We start from the raw sequence: 18,623 nt of genomic DNA, 5'->3' as shown, positions 1-18,623 counted from the left end.
CTCGAAGCTGGCGTTTTTTATTGCTGAAGAATCAGCGCGGCACGGCCGGCTTCTTCACCGGTTTCTTGCCTTTGCCCTTGGCAGCATCGGCACGTTCCTTGGCCGCCTGCTGATTACGCGCCTGCGCGGCCGCTTTGGCCTGCTCGCGCTTGTCCCAAGGGTTGCCACCTGCTGCGCCGGTGTCACGCGGCGGTAAGCCGGTGTGCTGGGTCAGCATTGGCTTGCTCTTGGTGGTGTCTTTGGCGACTTTGTGGCTACCGGCTGGTGTCGAGTTCTTGCGACGCGCGCTCTGGTAGCTGTCAGTGGCGGGTTGATGCAGCGGGATCAGCTGATTCTTGCCCGGCCCGATCAGATCGGCGCGGCCCATGCGGGTCAGCGCTTCACGCAGCATCGGCCAGCCTTTCGGGTCGTGATAGCGCAGGAAGGCCTTGTGCAGGCGACGCTGCTCCTCGCTCTTGACGATGGTCACGCCGTCGCTCTTGTAGCTGACCTTGCGCAGCGGGTTCTTGCCCGAGTGATACATAGCCGTGGCGGTGGCCATCGGCGACGGGTAGAAGGCCTGCACCTGGTCGGCACGGAAGCCGTTGCCCTTGAGCCACAGCGCGAGGTTCATCATGTCCTCGTCGGTGGTACCAGGGTGCGCGGCGATAAAGTACGGAATCAGGTACTGCTCTTTGCCCGCTTCTTTCGAGTACTTCTCGAACATGCGCTTGAATTTGTCGTAGCTGCCAATGCCCGGCTTCATCATCTGATTCAGCGGGCCTTCCTCGGTGTGTTCCGGGGCGATTTTCAGGTAGCCACCGACGTGGTGAGTGACCAGCTCCTTCACATACTCCGGCGACTCGACGGCCAGGTCGTAACGCAGGCCCGAGGCGATCAGAATCTTCTTCACCCCTGGCAGCGCGCGAGCGCTGCGGTAGAGCTGAATCAGGCTGGAGTGATCGGTGTTGAGGTTCGGGCAGATGCCAGGGAACACGCACGACGGCTTGCGGCACGCGGATTCGATTTCCGGGCTCTTGCAGGCGATGCGGTACATGTTGGCGGTCGGCCCGCCGAGGTCGGAAATCACCCCGGTAAAGCCTGGCACCTTGTCACGGATCTCTTCGATCTCACGGATGATCGACTCTTCCGAGCGGTTCTGAATAATCCGGCCTTCGTGCTCGGTGATCGAGCAGAAGGTGCAACCACCAAAGCAGCCACGCATGATGTTCACTGAAAAGCGGATCATGTCGTAGGCAGGGATTTTCTCTTTGCCATACGCCGGGTGCGGGACGCGCGCATAGGGCATGCCGAACACGTAGTCCATTTCCTCGGTAGTCATCGGGATGGGTGGCGGGTTGAACCACACATCCACTTCGCCATGCTTCTGCACCAGCGCGCGGGCGTTACCCGGGTTGGTTTCCAGGTGCAGCACGCGGTTGGCGTGGGCGTACAGGACGGGGTCGTTGCGCACCTTTTCCATGGACGGCAGGCGAATCACCGTCTTGTCGCGGGTCATGCGCGGGCTGGCGAGCAGCTGCACGACCTTCGGCTCATTCGGGTCTTCCTGCGGACCCTTCTCCTGCTCGATGGCGCAGGCCTGGGTATCCTGAGTGTTCACGTACGGGTTGATGATCTTGTCGATCTTACCCGGCCGATCAATACGGGTGGAGTCCACCTCATACCAGCCCTGCGGCGTATCACGACGGATAAACGCGGTGCCGCGCACGTCGGTGATGTCTTCGATCTTATGGCCGTAGGACAGGCGCTGGGCCACTTCAACGATGGCGCGCTCGGCGTTGCCGTACAGCAGAATGTCGGCGCTGGCATCGATCAGGATCGAATTGCGCACACGGTCTTGCCAGTAGTCGTAATGGGCGATGCGGCGCAGGGAGGCTTCGATACCGCCGAGGACGATCGGCACGTGTTTATAGGCTTCTTTGCAGCGCTGGCTGTACACCAGGCTGGCACGGTCCGGGCGCTTACCAGCCAGGCCCCCGGGGGTGTAGGCGTCGTCGGAACGGATTTTCTTGTCGGCGGTGTAGCGGTTGATCATCGAGTCCATGTTGCCGGCCGCGACGCCGAAGAACAGGTTCGGCTCGCCGAGCTTCATAAAGTCGTCTTTCGACTGCCAGTTTGGCTGGGCGATGATGCCCACACGAAAGCCTTGCGACTCCAGCAGCCGGCCGATAATCGCCATGCCAAACGATGGGTGATCCACATACGCGTCACCGGTGACGATGATGATGTCGCAGCTGTCCCAGCCAAGCTGATCCATCTCTTCCCGGCTCATTGGCAGGAAAGGCGCAGGCCCGAAACACTCGGCCCAGTACTTTGGATAATCGAATAACGGCTTGGCGGTTTGCATGGACATGAAAGTGACCGGCGGTGGCGAACAGGGATAGAAAATCGCGGGCGCGGAATATAGCACAAAATTTAACCAAATCCGACTTAGACGCTAGGTTTAACGCCCGAAACAGCCCATTGAAGTTGTAGCTTTACGGTAGTGGCTTACGGCTATACTCCAGCGAATAACATCGGTCGCAACCAGCCGGGATAGGGGTCAATGCAGTGCAACGCTTAGCCTTCTCGATCGTCCTCACGCTGAGCCTGGCACTTGCTAGCGCCTTGGCGCACGCCGCTATCGAACTGACACCGACAAGCAGTGGCGCCTCACTGAATGATCAGATCGAACTGCTCGAAGATACCAGCGGGCAACTGACCATCGCCGACATGGCCGACCCCGCCGTTCAAAATCGTTTCACACCCGCCAATGGACGCGCCACAGTCGGCCAGAGCCGCAACCCGTGGTGGATCAAGGTCACGTTGCGACGCACCGCCGATGCCCCGACACAGTGGTGGCTGGAAAATGCCGGCATCACCATTTTCAACCTGCAGCTTTATCTGCCAAACGGCCAAGGCGGCTGGACGGTTCGAGAAACCGGTGACGCGGTGCCTTATCTGGACGGCCGCGACTACGCCTACCGACGCATGGTGTTCCAACTGCCAGAAATCGGCGAGCAACCGCTGACCCTCTACTTCCGCAGCCTGGATCCGGCCGGGAACTCCTTCCCACTGAAAATCTGGCAGCTGCCTGACTTGGCGCAGCTAGCGGGCAACGAGAACATTGGTTTTGGTCTGATCTACGGGGTGATCCTCGCCCTACTGCTGTACAACCTGTTCATTCTGGTTGCCCTGCGCGACCGCGCGTATTTCTGGTACGTAATGGCGACCGCTTGCGTGCTGGTTTTTATCCTCAGCATGACTGGACATGGCGCTCAGTACCTTTGGCCAGACAACGCCGTGCCGTTCTGGCTGGACCGCATAACACTGCCCGCTCTGTGGGGCATCTTCGTGATGCGCTTCACCCAGGAGCTGCTCTACACCAAACGCGGCCTCGCCTGGCCCCACCGCCTGCTGAATGCTGGCTGCGCACTGTATGTGACCGCCATCGTGATCAATGCCTTTGGCTACCGAGCAGAAGGCGCACTGATGATTGCCCTGACCCCTATTGTCACCGTACCGATGGCTTTACTCAGTGCTGGTATCCGCTGCTACCAGGGGTTTATCCCTTCGCGCTTTTACCTGCTCGGTTACGGTGCAGTACTGGCCAGTACCGTGGTGCTGGTCATGCGTGCAGCAGGCTTAATTGAGCCGAGTAATTTCACCGCCTACCTGTTCCCGATTTCAGTTGCCGCCGAAACCATTCTGTTCTCCTTTGCGCTGGCTTATCGCATTCAGATGCTCAAGCTGGAAAAAGCCGAAGCCCTGCAACAGGCCGACCGCGAGAAAACAGCACGATTAGCCCAGGCGCAAGCCAATGCCGCAGAGCTCAAGCACTCGGTAGAGCAGCGCACGGCCGAGCTTGCCGCCACCAATGAACGATTACTGCAGCGCGAAAGCGAACTGCAGCACGCCGCCTTCCACGACCCGCTAACCGAGCTGCCCAACCGGCGTTTTCTGGTCGAGCGCTGCGAGGCCGCGCTGGCCAATGCGCGGCGGCACAATGAAGCCACCGCCCTGCTGCTGATTGACCTCGACCATTTCAAGCCGATCAACGACAAATATGGCCACGATGCCGGCGACCTGATGCTGCAAACCATCGCACATCGCCTGCGCGAACATGTGCGCTCGGGAGATGCCGTTGCACGCCTGGGCGGTGATGAGTTTGCAGTGCTGATCTGCGGCGAAGACGCCGAACAGCACGCCCGCGAAATCGCTCGCCGCTTACTGGATGAACTGGCCAAACCGGTGGCCTATGGCGCGGATCGGCTGACTGTCACCATCAGCATCGGTGTGGCGCTGTACCCGCGCCACGCCAGCAATTTCACCACGCTGTACAAGGCGGCGGATGAAATGCTCTATAAGGTCAAGGGCCGTGGTCGCTCGGGCTCAGCGGTGTGCGGAGAAGATGGCGAACTGAGCAGCAGTGCACGCCTGCAACTGGACGTGCTCAACGTACCCAGTGGTTTAAGTTGACGGCTCAGCGGTCGAGATCACCTCGCGCAGCCCAGCCATCCACCCAACCAACGACGTGCCGGCAACTTCTGTGAACGATCACGCCGCTGCGCCTATACTCGCGCAACCGCCACTCGACACCGGGAAGTCCGCAGTGCAGCGCCTCACCCTATCCATTCTTCTACTGCTAAGCCTGTTTAGCGGTCCGAGCGTTGCCAGCACGGTGCAACTAAGCACCTCCAGCAGTGGCAGCGTGCTCAACGGCCAGGTCGAACTGCTGGAGGATGTCGGCGGCCAACTGAGCATTGCCGACATGGCCGACCCTGCTGTGCAACGCCGCTTTCAACCCGCCGCCGGGCGCACCAGCGTTGGTCAGAGCAGCAACCCCTGGTGGATCAAACTCAGCCTGCAGCGCAGCAGTGACGCGCCTGCACAGTGGTGGCTGGAAGTCGGCGCGGTCACCCTGCTCGACCTGCAAATCTTCCTTCCCAGCGCCACGGGCCAATGGCAACTGCGCCAGGCGGGTGAACGCGTCGGTTTTGCCGAAGGACGCGACCATGACTACCGCCGCGCCGTGTTCCGCCTGCCAGTCCTTGGCGAACAGCCTCAGACTATTTACCTGCGTACGTACGACCCGGCAGGAAACTCCTTCCCGCTGCGTATCTGGCAGCTGCACGACCTCGAACAACTGGCCAAGCGCGAACACCTGGTGCTCGGTCTGATCTACGGGGTGATCCTCGCCCTGCTGCTTTACAACCTGTTTATCCTGCTGGCCCTGCGCGACCCGACCTACCTCTGGTATGTGCTGACCATGGCGGCGTCATTGATCTTTATCGCCAGCATGAGCGGTCATGGTTTTCAGTACCTCTGGCCGGACGGCCCAGTACCGGCTTGGCTGGACCGCATCACCCTGCCCATTCTGGTTAGCCTCGGCATCCTGCGCTTTGCCCAGGCGCTGCTATCCACCCGCACCACCCTGCGCATTGCCCATCACATCCTCAACGGCTGTATCGCCGTGTACCTGCTGGCCCTGGCGGTCAACCTGGCCGGTTATCGCAGTGAAACGGGCCTACTGATCGGGCTGATCCCGATTGTTACCGTGCCCACCCTACTGTTCAGCGCGGCCATCCGCTGGAAACAGGGTTTTACCCCGGCGCTGTTCTACCTGCTGGGCTACGGCAGCGTGCTGCTGAGCTTTGTGATTCTGGTGCTGCGCGCCGCTGGCGTGGTACAGCCAGGCGAGTCCACCGCTTACCTGTTCCCACTGGCGGTGGCGGCCGAGGCGATTCTGTTCTCCTTCGCGCTGGCATATCGCATCCAGATTCTCAAGCAGGAGAAAGCTGACGCCCTCCAGCAGGCCGACCGCGAAAAAACTGCACGCCTGACCCAAGCTCAAGCCAACGCCGCCGAACTGCAACATTCGGTTGACCTGCGCACCGCAGAACTGGCCGCCACTAATGAACGCCTGCGCCAACGTGAACAAGCACTGCAACACGCGGCGTTTCACGATCCCCTGACCGAGCTACCAAACCGCCGCTACCTGGTGGAGCGCTGTGAAACCGCCCTGGCCAATGCGCGCCGTCACAGTGAAGCACTGGCCCTGCTATTGATCGACCTCGACCACTTCAAACCGATCAACGACAAACACGGCCACGATGCCGGCGACCTGATGCTGCAACAGATCGCCCAGCGCCTGCGCGAGCATGTTCGCGCCGGAGATACCGTGGCACGTCTGGGCGGCGACGAGTTTGCCGTGTTGGTAGGGGGCGCCGATGCCGAAGAGCACGCCCGGGAAATCGCTAATCGTTTGCTCGCCGAGCTGGCCAAACCGGTGATGTACGGTGCAGAACGACTGACCGTGACCATCAGCATTGGCGTCGCGCTGTACCCACAGCACGCAGGTACCTTTACCGCGCTGTACAAGGCGGCCGACGAGATGCTCTACCGAGTCAAGACACGTGGTCGCTCAGGCTCCGCGGTGTGCGGCGAAGATGGCGAGCTGAGCAACAGCGCGCGCCTGCACCTGGATGTGCTCAGCGTGCCCAGCGGCCTGCTCTGACTCAGCTGTTGCGGTAGCGCCGCGGCACCCGCGCAGTGACCTTGCTGAGCAGCTCGTAACCAATGGTACCGGCTGCCTGCGCCACCTCATCCACCGGTAACTGCGCACCCCACAGCTCGACCGCATCGCCCACGGCGGCATCCGGCACGTCCGTAAGGTCGATCATCAGCATATCCATGGACACCCGCCCGACCAGCGTCACGCGCAGGCCCCGGACGACAACCGGCGTGCCGGCCGGCGCATGGCGTGGGTAGCCATCGGCATAACCGCAACTTACGGTGCCGATACGCGACGGCCGCTCAGCACGCCAGGTGCAGCCATAGCCAACCGCTTCACCCACCTCTACATCGCGACAGGCAATCAGCTGCGCGGTCAGGCTCATCGCCGGGCGCAAGCCCAGCTCAACGGCACCCAGATCAGCAAAAGGTGTTGCGCCATAGAGCATGATGCCCGGACGCAGCCAATCCATATGCGCAGCCGGAATGGTCAAAATTGCCGCAGAGTTGGCCAGTGAGCGCTGAGCAAAATCCAGATCCAGCAGCTCGAGAAACTGCTCCAGCTGCAGCTCGGTGGTTTCACTGCCGCGCTCATCGGCGCAGGCAAAGTGACTGAGCAGATTCAGCTCGGCCACCTGCGCTGCGCCCTGTAAACGACCATGCCAATCACGCAGCGACGCAGCGCTGAAACCGAGGCGGTGCATACCGCTGTCTAGCTTCAGCCACAGATTCAGCGGCCGCGATAGATTAGCGGCGAGCAGCTGCTGCGCCTGTTGCTCGCTGTGCAGCACCACATCCAGATCCAGCTGCGCGGCGAACTGGTACTCGTCCGCTTCAAAGCATCCCTCGAGCAACAGAATCCGCGCCTCACCGTGCAGCGCACGCACCTCGGCGGCTTCCTCCAGGCTGGCCACAGCAAAGCCATCGGCGACATCGTGCAAGGCCGTCACCACCTCGCGCACGCCATGCCCGTAGGCATTCGCTTTGACCACCGCAAACGCCTGTCGCCCCGGCGCACAGCGCCTGGCCACCGCGTAGTTATGAGCAATGGCAGACAAATCGACAGTGGCTACAAGAGGACGCATGGAGAAAAGTCCTTAAACAAAACGGGCAGCCAGTTTACCCACTGGCTGCCCGTTTTTATTGATCTGACACGGCAACACGCTGCGTTGCGCGCCCGCCGCTCTACTCGTCGTCGAACTGGTAGCTACCCGGCGCGAGGTTTTCGAAACGCGAGAACTTACCGAGAAACGCCAGCCGCGCCGTGCCCAATGGACCGTTACGCTGCTTGCCGATGATGATTTCGGCCACGCCCTTGTACTCGGTCTCGGGGTGATACACCTCGTCGCGGTAGACGAACATGATGATGTCGGCGTCCTGCTCGATGGCCCCGGATTCACGCAAGTCAGAGTTGATCGGGCGTTTGTTCGGGCGCTGTTCCAGGCCACGGTTAAGCTGCGACAGGGCGATAACCGGGCAATTGAATTCCTTGGCCAGGGCTTTTAGCGAGCGAGAGATTTCGGAAATCTCGTTGACTCGGCTGTCACCGCTGGAACCTGGAATCTGCATCAGCTGCAGGTAGTCGACCATGATCAGACCGATCTCGCCGTGCTCACGAGCCAAACGGCGGGTACGTGCGCGCATCTCCGAGGGCGAGATACCGGCGGTATCGTCAATAAACAGCTTGCGGTCGTTGAGCAGATTGACCGCCGAGGTCAGACGCGGCCAATCGTCGTCATCCAGGCGACCGGCACGCACCTTGGTCTGATCGATACGCCCTAGCGAGGCGAGCATACGCATCACGATGGAGTCGGAAGGCATCTCCAGCGAATACACCATCACCACCTTGTCGCTGCGCATCAGCGCGTTTTCCACCAAGTTCATGGCGAAGGTGGTCTTACCCATCGACGGCCGGCCGGCGACTATGATCAGGTCGGCCGGCTGCAGGCCGCTCGTCAGGTTGTCCAGATCGGTAAAGCCGGTGGACAGACCGGTGATCGCGTCACCAGCATTGAACAGGGTATCGATACGGTCGATGGCCTTGACCAGAATATCGTTGATCCCCACCGGGCCACCGGTCTTCGGCCGCGCCTCGGCGATCTGAAAGATCAGGCGCTCGGCCTCATCAAGAATCTCGGCGCCAGTACGGCCTTGTGGCATATAGGCACTGTCGGCAATTTCGCCGCTGATGCCGATCAACTGGCGCAGCGTGGCGCGCTCACGAATGATCTGCGCATAGGCCTTGATGTTGGCCACCGAAGGCGTGTTCTTCGCCAGCTCGCCGAGGTAGGCCAGCCCGCCGACTTGCGACAGCTGCCCTTCCTGATCGAGTTGCTCGGATACGGTCACCACGTCGAAGGGGTGGTTACGCTCAGCCAGCTTGAAAATCGCGCGGAAGATCAGGCGATGGTCATGCCGATAGAAGTCGCCATCGGACACCGCATCGAGCACTCGCTCCCAGGCATTGTTGTCGAGCATCAGGCCGCCCAGTACGGCTTGCTCCGCCTCGATCGAGTGCGGCGGCACCTTCAGGGCGGAGGTTTGCAGATCGTACTGTTCGGGCAGGCTGATGTCGTTCATAAGGCTCGGGCAAAGAATTCTGTGTTGGAAAAACAAAGGGCACGGCATCGCTTTCGCAATGCCGTGCCCGATGTTAGCGAGCCTGCACTCAAGTGCAAGCCCGTTGAGCAGCCAGTTAGGCGGCTACAACAACAACCTTAACGGTTGCTTCAACGTCGCTGTGCAGGTGCACGGCTACGTCGTATTCGCCGAGTTGACGAATGGTGCCGTTCGGCAGACGCACTTCAGCTTTGGCCACTTCAACGCCAGAGGCGGTCAGGGCTTCAGCGATGTCGTGAGTACCGATGGAGCCGAACAGTTTGCCTTCATCGCCCGCGGTAGCGGTGATGGTGACTTCCAGTTCAGCCAGCTGAGCAGCGCGGGATTCAGCGTAAGCTTTCTTCTCGGCGGCCAGTTTTTCCAGCTCGGCGCGACGCGCTTCAAACGCAGCAACGTTTGCAGGAGTAGCGGCAGTGGCTTTGCCTTGCGGCAGCAGGAAGTTACGACCGTAACCGGACTTAACATTCACTTTATCGCCCAGGTTGCCCAGGTTGGCGACTTTTTCCAGCAGGATCAGTTCCATTTGGTAATAACCTCTTAACTTTTAACCTTCACCGTTCGCGGGGCCCGAGCCTTGTTTGCGCTCAAAGCGACCACGAAAATCAAGCAGACTGTCGACAATGGCCAAAACCACCAGTAACGGATAAGTCAGCTGCATAAACAGCAACAACGTGATGTACAACCCGACCAGCCAGAACTTACCTAGCCGACCTTGCGCCACCATCCCATGCAACAGGGCGATGCCCGCAAACGCCAACGGCACACTGCACAACGGCGTCAGCATGGCCATTTGCGGACCCAGATTGGGTCCCAACAGCATGCCAACCAGCAGCAACATCGCCAGCGGGGTCGGGAGGCGTAGTGCGCGAAACTCGCGACCGAAGCCACCCGGGTTATACAACTGCGCCTGCCAGAAGCGCCCAAGCATCAGGCTCAACAAGCTGACTATCTGCAACAACGCCGCGATCAATCCGGTCAGTACCGGTGCAATCAGGCTATCCAGGCGCGCTCGCTCATCCACCGACATCTGCTGGTGAACCCCATCAAGCATTTGCGGCATCAGCTTTTGCAGCTCAAGCGCCATTGCTTCGATGGGTTCGCGGAATACCGCACCCAAGACCAGCCCATACACCAGGCCCAATGCCACACTGCACAGCAGCACACGATTCCAGGACAGGTTGGCGCGTAACAACAACGCCAATCCCAGCGCACCGAGCAACACCAACAGGGTGCGCGGCTCACCGAAATACCACCAGCCAATGGCCGGCAGCAGGGCCCAGGCGAGGATGCCAGCGGCATCACTCCAACCGCGCCGCAGAAGCACCAGGCTTCCAGCGGCAGCACTCAACCAGAACAACAGCGGCAACGCCGCAGAAACCACCACTACGAGAGTGGCCTGCATACGGCCGCGCATAATGAATTCAGCTATGGCGCGCATGCGATCTATCCCTTACTTCTTGTCGAACATCCGGTCTCAGCGGCCGTGGCTGTCGGTGTAAGGCAGCAGGGCCAGGAAGCGGGCGCGCTTGATAGCGGTAGCCAGCTGACGCTGATAACGAGCCTTAGTACCGGTGATACGGCTAGGAACGATCTTGCCGGTTTCCGAGATGTAAGCTTTCAGCGTGTTGAGATCTTTGAAATCGATCTCTTTCACTTCTTCTGCGGTGAAACGGCAGAATTTACGACGACGGAAGAAACGTGCCATGAGAGTGGCTCCTCAATAGATCCGTGGATTACTCGTCAGCGTTGTCGCTGTCGTTGTTGTCGCTGTCATCGCCATCAACAGAATCGGCGTTGTCAGGACGGTCACGACGCTCACGGCGCTCACTGCGGTTTTCTTCGGCCTTGAGCATCTCGGACTGGTCAGTAACGGCCTCGTCGCGACGGATGACCAGGTTACGGATCACGGCATCGTTGTAACGGAAGTTGTCTTCCAGCTCAGCCAGGGCTTTACCGGTGCACTCAACGTTAAGCATCACGTAGTGAGCTTTGTGGACGTTGTTGATGGCGTAAGCCAGCTGACGACGGCCCCAGTCTTCCAGGCGGTGAATCTTGCCGCCGTCTTCTTCGATCAGCTTGGTGTAACGCTCAACCATGCCGCCGACTTGCTCGCTCTGGTCCGGGTGAACCAGAAAGATGATTTCGTAATGACGCATAAATGCTCCTTACGGGTTGTAGCCTGCCGCGAAATGCGGTCAGGCAAGGAGTGAATTTCACTTGTTTGTCTTGCTGTAACAGAAAGGCGCAAAAGCACCTGCCGTCGCGGCAAGGGGCGACATTCTAGTGAAGCCCCCTGCTACACGCAAGGTGAACTGGTGATTATTTGAACAATGCTGCGCGACTGCGCGGACGGAAAAGTCATTGCCGAGGTCAACGGCAACGGGCGCCTTGCAGGCGCCCGTTGCGCATTACTTCTTGCTGCCAGCCTTGCGCTGGCGCAAGGCCTCGAACAGGCAAACACCGGTCGCTACCGACACATTGAGGCTGCTAACGCTGCCCGCCATCGGCAACTTGACCAGGTAATCGCAGTGCTCACGGGTCAGGCGACGCATACCTTTGCCTTCGGCCCCCATGATCAGCACGGTCGGCCCCGTCAGGTCATGCTCATACAACTCCATCTCAGCCTCACCGGCCGTGCCCACAACCCACAGGCCGCGCTGCTGGAGTTTCTCCAGGCTGCGCGCCAGGTTGGTCACTGCAACTAGCGGGATCACTTCTGCTGCGCCGCAGGCGACTTTGCGCACGGTGGCATTGAGCGTGGCGGACTTGTCCTTCGGCACAATCACCGCCAGCGCACCCGCCGCATCGGCAGTCCGCAGGCAGGCACCAAGGTTGTGCGGGTCTGTCACGCCGTCGAGTACCAGCAGCAGAGGCGCACCTTCGGTGCGGTCGAGCAGCTCGTCGAGCATCGCCTCGCCCCAGACCTGACTGGGGCTGACATCGGCGACTACGCCCTGATGCACACCACCCTCGACCCAGGCATCCATCTCACGGCGCTCACACTGACCAACAGACACTCGCGCATCCGCCGCCAGCGCCAGCAACACCTGCACGCGCGGATCATTACGCCCTTCGGCTAGCCAGATTTGCTTAACCCGCTTTGGATGGTGACGCAGCAGCGCTTCTACAGCATGCACGCCGTAGATTTTCTCCAGCTGACTCATGACTTCGCCTTACGCTTGCGTGCACCGCCGGACGCCTGAGCCCCACCAGCCGGAGCGCCCTTGCGGTGCGCACCTGGCTTACCTGACTTGCTGGCTGGTTTGGCAGACTCACTCTTGGCAGCGCCCTTGCCGGCCTTGCTCTTCGAATCACTGAGCAGCGACTTTTTCAGCGCACGGCTCTTTTCCACATCGGTATTACCTGGCGCAGCACGCTCGCTGCGACGCCCAGTTTTACCCCCAGCCGATTCAAAACCACCACGACGCTGACCGGCCGGCATAGCCGTTTTACCTTCAGCCAGTTCAAAGTCGATCTTGCGCTCGTCCAGATCGACGCGCATGACCTTGACCTCAACACTATCGCCCAGACGGAAACTGCGACCGCTGCGTTCGCCCGCCAGGCGGTGATGCACGGGATCAAAGTGGTAGTAATCGCCCGGCAAGGCGGTGACGTGCACCAGACCCTCGACGTAAATGTCCTTCAACTCAACGAACAGACCAAAGCCTGTAACAGCCGTGATCACACCCGGGAACGTTTCGCCGACGCGATCCTTCATAAACTCGCATTTGAGCCAATTCACTACATCGCGAGTCGCCTCATCGGCGCGGCGCTCGGACATCGAGCACTGCTCGCCAAGCTGCTCGAGAATCGCATCGTCGTATGGGTAGATCCGCGCCCGCGGCATGATCGCCGCACCGGCACGCTTGACGTGCGGGGTATCAAGTTTGGAACGGACCACACTGCGGATCGCTCGATGGATCAACAGATCCGGATAACGGCGAATTGGTGAAGTGAAGTGCGCATACGCCTCATAGTTCAGACCGAAGTGACCCTGGTTATCCGCACTGTAAACAGCCTGACTGAGCGAGCGCAACATGACGGTCTGGATCAGGTGGTAATCCGGGCGCTCGCGAATGCTTTCCAGCAGCAGCTGATAGTCCTTGGGCGAAGGACCGTCCTTCGACTTGCCGCGGTGCAGCGACAGCCCCAGCTCGGCGAGGAATGCTTTGAGCTTCTCAACACGCTCCGGCGGCGGGCAATCATGTACGCGATACAACGCCGGAATTTCATGCTTCTGCATAAACGCAGCGGTGGCCACGTTGGCAGCCAGCATGCATTCTTCGATCAACTTGTGCGCATCGTTACGCTGGGTTGGGCGAATCTCGGCAATCTTACGTCCAGCCCCGAAGATGATCCGGGTTTCCTGGGTTTCAAAATCAATGGCCCCACGCTCATGACGCGCAGCCAGCAACACCTGGTACAGCGAGTAAAGCTGCTTGAGGTGCGGCAGCACTTCTTTGTACTCGCTACGCAACGCCTTGCCTTCACTGCTTTTCGGCTGCTCAAGCATAGCGCTGACCTTGTTGTAGGTCAGTCGCGCATGGGAGTGGATGACCGCTTCATAGAACTGGTAGTCGGTCATCTTGCCGGTCTTGGAGATACTGATCTCACAGACCATGGCCAGACGATCGACATGCGGGTTCAGCGAGCACAGGCCGTTGGACAATTCTTCCGGCAGCATCGGAATTACCCGCTCAGGGAAGTACACCGAGTTGCCACGCACCTGAGCTTCAGCATCCAACGCCGAATCGATTTTCACATAGTGAGAAACGTCGGCGATGGCGACATAGAGCTTCCAGCCGCCGGAAAACAACCGCCAGTTGCTGCCGTTTTTCTCGCAATACACCGCATCATCGAAGTCGCGCGCGTCTTCACCATCAATGGTGACGAACGGCAAGTGGCGTAGGTCGATACGCTTTTCTTTGTCCTTCTCTTCAACTTCTGGCTTGAGCTTGTGCGCTTCTTTTACAACCGCGTCCGGCCAGACGTGGGGAATGTCGTAGCTGCGCAATGCAACGTCGATCTCCATACCGGGCGCCATGTAGTTGCCAACCACCTCAACCACGTCGCCCTGGGGCTGGAAGCGCGTAGTCGGCCAGTGAGTAATTTTCACCTCAACAAACTGACCCTGTTTGGCGCCGGCATTACGCCCTGGCGTCACCAGCACTTCTTGCTGAATTTTCGGGTTATCGGCCACAACGAAGCCAACGCCGCTTTCTTCGTAATAGCGGCCAACAATGCTTTCGTGGGCACGGGAGATCACCTCAACCACCGCACCTTCACGACGACCACGGCGATCAAGACCAGAAACACGCGCTAAAGCACGGTCACCATCGAACACCAGGCGCATTTGCGCGGGACTCAGAAACAGATCATCACTGCCATCATCCGGCACCAGAAAGCCGAAACCATCACGGTGCCCGCTCACGCGCCCGAGAATTAGGTCGAGCTTATCAACAGGGGCATAGGTGCCGCGGCGGGTATAGATCAGCTGGCCATCACGCTCCATGGCGCGAAGACGGCGACGCAGGGCTTCGAGCTGCTCTTCAGTGGCCATGCCAAATTCATCAGCCAGCTCTTCGCGAGATGCTGGAGAGCCGCGCTCATCCAAGTGTTTCAGAATCAGTTCACGACTTGGAATGGGGTTTTCATATTTTTCCGCTTCACGAGCGGCCTCGGGATCGAGGGATTGCCAATCGGCCATTAGAGGTAATTCACCTTATCTACACAAATTCGGTTTGCCATGTGCCTATTGAAGCGCGAAACCACTGTCCAGGTCAGCACGGCACACAGAATAAAATTTTTTAACAACAGGGGTTTACAAGTAAAAACCCGATCCGTATTATGCGCGCCACAACGACGGGAAACGAAGTTAACCAAGTTGTAGTTGATAGCAAATAAGCAAGTTTTGCAATCAATGCCCAGGTGGTGAAATTGGTAGACACGCCAGCTTCAGGTGCTGGTGACCTTACGGTCGTGGAAGTTCGAGTCTTCTCCTGGGCACCAATTCAAAAAAACCGAGCCACTGGCTCGGTTTTTTATTGCCTGCGATTTAACCCCCAGATGCGTAAACAACTTGGTGGGCGCTCAGGTGCGCCCACCCTGAATCGGCTTAAACGCGAAACTGACCCAAACTGGCTTTAAGCTTCTTCGCCAAACCATCCAACACGCGACCGCTATTGGCCGTAGCCGCAACAGCCTCAGCCGCGCGTTGCGCCTCAACATGAATAACCTCAACACGCCCACGCACGGCATCGGCCCCCTCCGCCTGATGCGCAGCCGCCTCTGTCGCGGCATTGATCGCGCCGTGCACTTCCTCCACCGCTTCACGCACCGACTGCTGCACCCGCGCACTTTCGCGCAGAGCCGATAAGCCTTGATCAGCCTGCTTGCCGGCCTGACTAATGGCCTCAACTGCTTCGCGTGCACCCTGCTGCAATGCGCCGATATGGGTCTGAATATCGCCAGTGGACTGCTGCGTCTTACTGGCCAGCGCGCGCACCTCATCGGCCACCACAGCAAAACCGCGACCACTCTCGCCCGCACGGGCCGCCTCAATGGCCGCATTCAGGGCCAATAAGTTGGTTTGCTCAGCAATTGAGCGAATCACCGTTAGCACTACTTCAATCTGCTCACTCTGCTTGGCCAGCCGCTCGATGACCGAAGCCCCCGTTTCCACACGCCTCACCAACTCTTCGATCGAGCCCCCCACACGCAGCGCAATCGCAGCATTGTCATCAGCAGCCTGACGAATCGCTCCAACACGCTGCAAGGCCTCGCGCATGGCATGGCTTTCCGCCTGCGCTTCGCTGGCCATTTCAGCCAACGCCTGCAAACTACCGGCAACCTCATCACGCTGACGCTCGGCCGCTGACTCCGCCGCCGCACTGCGCGAGGCCAGATTGCCGATTTCCTGCCCAGTGAGCGATGCCACCTCACCCGCCTCCCGCACGATCGGCTGCAACTTGGCGACGAAGCGATTGACCGCCGCCGCCATATCGCCAATTTCATCACGGCTATTAAGTTCGACCCTGCGAGTCAAATCACCCTCTCCCGCCGCCCAGTCATTCAACACCGCAATCAATGTATGCAGCTTGCTGACCACTCGCCGCCCGAGCACCAAGGCCAAGACCAACAGAATCAGCAGCGCCACGACCGCAAGGCCCATGCTGATATTCCAACGCAAACCAGCTGCAGCCTGCTGCACCACCTGACGACTGCTCTGCTCCATACCGCCAGCCGCCTCACGCGCAACACTCAATCGCGCCGCCAGAGCGTCCGCACTGCTGGTGGCCGCACCACTTAAACTGTCTGAAACCAACTGCCCACTGCTGTCGATCAAACTGACGAAACGCTGATCCAACTTCGCCAGCTCCTCATCCACCGATGCAGTCGAAACCCCCAACAGCACCTTACCGATATCCGAGCCCATTGGACTGATCGTCGCCTCGGCGATATACACGCCAGGATCATTGGCAGCAGCCTGCAGCACCTTATCCAGTGCACCACCACCTTCCCCCTTGGCCATCAAGGCACGTACACGTGCGTCCTGCCGATTGAGATGGCGTGTCAGCCGTTCGCCTTGCGCATCGAGGTACACCGCAAATAGCACCGCCGGATTGCGATGCGCTCCACGGACTAACTCAGTGAGCGCGGGCACATCGGCATCCCAGATAGCCTTTGGCGCAACGGCCGATAGCAGCTGCGCCAGCTCGTCCGCCGAACGCTTAAGATTGCTGTCCAACACGCCACGAATTTGCGCCTGTTCCTCGGCCAGCCGGGTAGAAAGGCCTTTGGCCAATTGAGCTTGAGTGCTGGCGGAGAGGCCATCCAGACCGCCACGCACTTCATCACCAGCTTTAGTCAGCTCGTCTACCAATCGTGCCGTATCGGACTGCATGCCTTTGGCCAGATCGGCCTCAAGCGTTGCCACCGTGGTCCGGGTCAACGCCACAGCCACAATGACTTGCACCAACAAGGCCACGCCCAGCGCCAGAAACACCGGCAACAACAAACGACTGCGCAGCACAGAAATAATGGCAAACACGGCAGACACTCCTAACAGCGGTAATGCCTATAACGGCGGGGAAGCTGATTTATAAAGGCTAGCTCGGATATTTTTACGCGGACCAGAAACGACAAAGGGCCGCCAATTGGCGACCCTTTGTGCACTACCTGTGACTATCAGGCAAACGGATGACGCAACACAATAGTCTCGTTGCGGTCCGGGCCGGTGGAAACGATATCAATCGGCGCACCGACCAACTCTTCCACACGCTTGATGTAGGCACGCGCAGCTGCTGGCAGCTCCTCTAGGGTCTTGGCACCCAGGGTCGACTCGCTCCAGCCTGGCAGCTCTTCGTAGACCGGCTGCAGACCCAGGTAGCTGTCGGCATCCGTCGGCGCATCAACCAGCACATCGCCGTTCTGATCTTTATAGCCCACGCAGATACGGATGGTTTCCAGGCCGTCGAGCACGTCGAGCTTGGTCAGACATAGGCCGGAGATGCTGTTGATCTCGATGGCGCGACGCAGGATCACCGCATCAAACCAACCGCAACGACGCGCACGACCGGTGGTGGAGCCGAATTCGTGGCCACGCTTGGCAAGGAACGCGCCGGTTTCGTCGAATAGCTCAGTAGGGAACGGCCCCGAACCCACACGGGTGGTGTAGGCCTTGGTGATACCGAGGATGTAATCCAGGTACATTGGACCAAAACCGGAACCCGTAGCGATGCCGCCCGCTGTGGTGTTGGAGCTGGTGACGTAGGGGTAAGTACCGTGGTCAATATCCAGCAGCGAGCCCTGAGCACCTTCGAACATGATGTCCTTGCCCTCACGACGCATGTCGTGCAGCACGGCGGTCACGTCGGTCATCATCGGCTTGAGCAGCTCGGCGTATTCCATGCACTCGTCGAGCGTCTTCTGGAAGTCGATGGCCGGCTCTTTGTAGTAATTGACCAGTACGAAGTTGTGGTAATCCAGCAGCTCACCGAGCTTGGCGGCGAAACGCTCACGGTGGAACAGATCACCAATGCGCAGACCGCGACGCGCCACCTTGTCTTCGTAAGCCGGGCCAATGCCACGGCCAGTGGTGCCGATCTTGGCATCGCCACGGGCTTTCTCACGGGCCTGATCGAGGGCCACGTGGTAAGGCAGAATCAACGGGCAGGACGGACTGATACGCAGACGCTCGCGCACCGGCACACCCTTCTCTTCCAGCTTGATGATTTCACGCATCAGCGCATCAGGCGCAACCACCACGCCGTTGCCGATCAGGCACTGCACGTTTTCGCGCAGGATGCCGGAGGGGATCAGGTGCAGAACGGTTTTTTCGCCGTCGATTACCAGGGTGTGGCCAGCATTGTGACCACCCTGATAACGCACAACAGCTGCAGCCTGTTCGGTCAGCAGGTCGACGATCTTGCCCTTGCCTTCATCGCCCCACTGGGTGCCCAGGACTACGACATTCTTACCCATAACACTAACCCTCTTCGCAAACTTGATGC

General features: G+C 59.5%; 13 protein-coding genes, 1 tRNA gene and 1 pseudogene. 3 read left to right on the top strand and 12 right to left on the bottom strand.

Going from position 1 to position 18,623, the window contains the following annotated elements:
- Positions 1 to 31 precede the first annotated feature (31 nt).
- On the bottom strand, positions 32 to 2,347 hold the full coding sequence (locus CUR33_RS04820) for a YgiQ family radical SAM protein (RefSeq protein WP_289239504.1): 2,316 nt from the start codon (positions 2,345 to 2,347) through the stop codon (positions 32 to 34).
- A 203-nt stretch (positions 2,348 to 2,550) separates the two neighbouring features.
- On the opposite strand from CUR33_RS04820, the gene CUR33_RS04815 reads away from it, so the two are divergent.
- Positions 2,551 to 4,458: a diguanylate cyclase gene (locus tag CUR33_RS04815; RefSeq protein WP_289238857.1), complete on the top strand. Its 1,908-nt coding sequence runs from the start codon at positions 2,551 to 2,553 to the stop codon at positions 4,456 to 4,458.
- Between the two features lie 133 nt (positions 4,459 to 4,591).
- Positions 4,592 to 6,496 carry a diguanylate cyclase domain-containing protein gene (locus tag CUR33_RS04810; RefSeq protein ID WP_448703119.1) on the top strand — a complete coding sequence of 635 codons (1,905 nt, stop codon included), beginning with the start codon at positions 4,592 to 4,594 and terminating at the stop codon, positions 6,494 to 6,496.
- Position 6,497: 1 nt separating this feature from the next.
- Here CUR33_RS04810 and alr read toward each other — a convergent pair whose 3' ends face one another.
- From alr to rnr, 8 genes are all read right to left on the bottom strand, one after another.
- Positions 6,498 to 7,577: an alanine racemase gene (gene alr, locus CUR33_RS04805; protein ID WP_289238856.1), complete on the bottom strand. Its 1,080-nt coding sequence runs from the start codon at positions 7,575 to 7,577 to the stop codon at positions 6,498 to 6,500.
- A gap of 100 nt (positions 7,578 to 7,677) precedes the next feature.
- The gene (gene dnaB / locus CUR33_RS04800) at positions 7,678 to 9,072 is read right to left on the bottom strand and encodes a replicative DNA helicase (RefSeq protein WP_090249643.1); all 1,395 of its coding nucleotides are present in this window, start codon (positions 9,070 to 9,072) and stop codon (positions 7,678 to 7,680) included.
- A gap of 115 nt (positions 9,073 to 9,187) precedes the next feature.
- The gene (gene rplI, locus CUR33_RS04795) at positions 9,188 to 9,634 is read right to left on the bottom strand and encodes a 50S ribosomal protein L9 (protein ID WP_090249644.1); all 447 of its coding nucleotides are present in this window, start codon (positions 9,632 to 9,634) and stop codon (positions 9,188 to 9,190) included.
- Positions 9,635 to 9,655: 21 nt separating this feature from the next.
- Positions 9,656 to 10,549: a hypothetical protein gene (locus tag CUR33_RS04790; protein WP_167142969.1), complete on the bottom strand. Its 894-nt coding sequence runs from the start codon at positions 10,547 to 10,549 to the stop codon at positions 9,656 to 9,658.
- 36 nt (positions 10,550 to 10,585) lie between these two features.
- Entirely contained in the window at positions 10,586 to 10,816 is a 231-nt protein-coding gene (gene rpsR, locus CUR33_RS04785) for a 30S ribosomal protein S18 (RefSeq protein WP_069519637.1), read from the bottom strand.
- A gap of 28 nt (positions 10,817 to 10,844) precedes the next feature.
- Entirely contained in the window at positions 10,845 to 11,267 is a 423-nt protein-coding gene (gene rpsF, locus CUR33_RS04780) for a 30S ribosomal protein S6 (protein WP_090249650.1), read from the bottom strand.
- Between the two features lie 252 nt (positions 11,268 to 11,519).
- Positions 11,520 to 12,275 (bottom strand): 23S rRNA (guanosine(2251)-2'-O)-methyltransferase RlmB, encoded by a 756-nt coding sequence (gene rlmB, locus CUR33_RS04775; RefSeq protein WP_289238855.1) that lies wholly within the window; start codon positions 12,273 to 12,275, stop codon positions 11,520 to 11,522.
- A complete protein-coding gene (rnr, locus tag CUR33_RS04770; RefSeq protein ID WP_289238854.1) occupies positions 12,272 to 14,818 on the bottom strand; it encodes a ribonuclease R in 2,547 nt (848 codons plus the stop codon). The genes rlmB and rnr overlap by 4 nt, the downstream gene beginning before the upstream one ends.
- 215 nt (positions 14,819 to 15,033) lie before the next feature.
- Between rnr and CUR33_RS04765 the strand changes: the two genes are divergently transcribed.
- A tRNA-Leu gene (locus CUR33_RS04765) sits at positions 15,034 to 15,120 on the top strand.
- A 106-nt stretch (positions 15,121 to 15,226) separates the two neighbouring features.
- On the opposite strand, the gene CUR33_RS20675 is transcribed toward CUR33_RS04765, so the two are convergent.
- The 3 genes and pseudogenes from CUR33_RS20675 to CUR33_RS04755 all read right to left on the bottom strand — a co-directional run bounded on the left by CUR33_RS20675 (position 15,227) and on the right by CUR33_RS04755 (position 18,594).
- Entirely contained in the window at positions 15,227 to 16,111 is an 885-nt protein-coding gene (locus CUR33_RS20675) for a methyl-accepting chemotaxis protein (RefSeq protein ID WP_420875451.1), read from the bottom strand.
- Positions 16,085 to 16,282: pseudogene (locus CUR33_RS20670) on the bottom strand (HAMP domain-containing protein); the annotation flags it as partial. The gene CUR33_RS20675 and the pseudogene CUR33_RS20670, both read right to left, overlap by 27 nt.
- A gap of 1,016 nt (positions 16,283 to 17,298) precedes the next feature.
- Positions 17,299 to 18,594 carry an adenylosuccinate synthase gene (locus CUR33_RS04755; protein WP_167142979.1) on the bottom strand — a complete coding sequence of 432 codons (1,296 nt, stop codon included), beginning with the start codon at positions 18,592 to 18,594 and terminating at the stop codon, positions 17,299 to 17,301.
- Between the last annotated feature and the right edge of the window lie 29 nt (positions 18,595 to 18,623).

This window comes from Pseudomonas sp. FEMGT703P (genome assembly GCF_002786345.1).
Classification (GTDB): Bacteria; Pseudomonadota; Gammaproteobacteria; order Pseudomonadales; family Pseudomonadaceae; genus Aquipseudomonas; species Aquipseudomonas peli.
The sequence above is the reverse complement of the archived record's forward strand: the minus strand, read 5'-3'. Positions and strand labels throughout refer to the sequence as shown.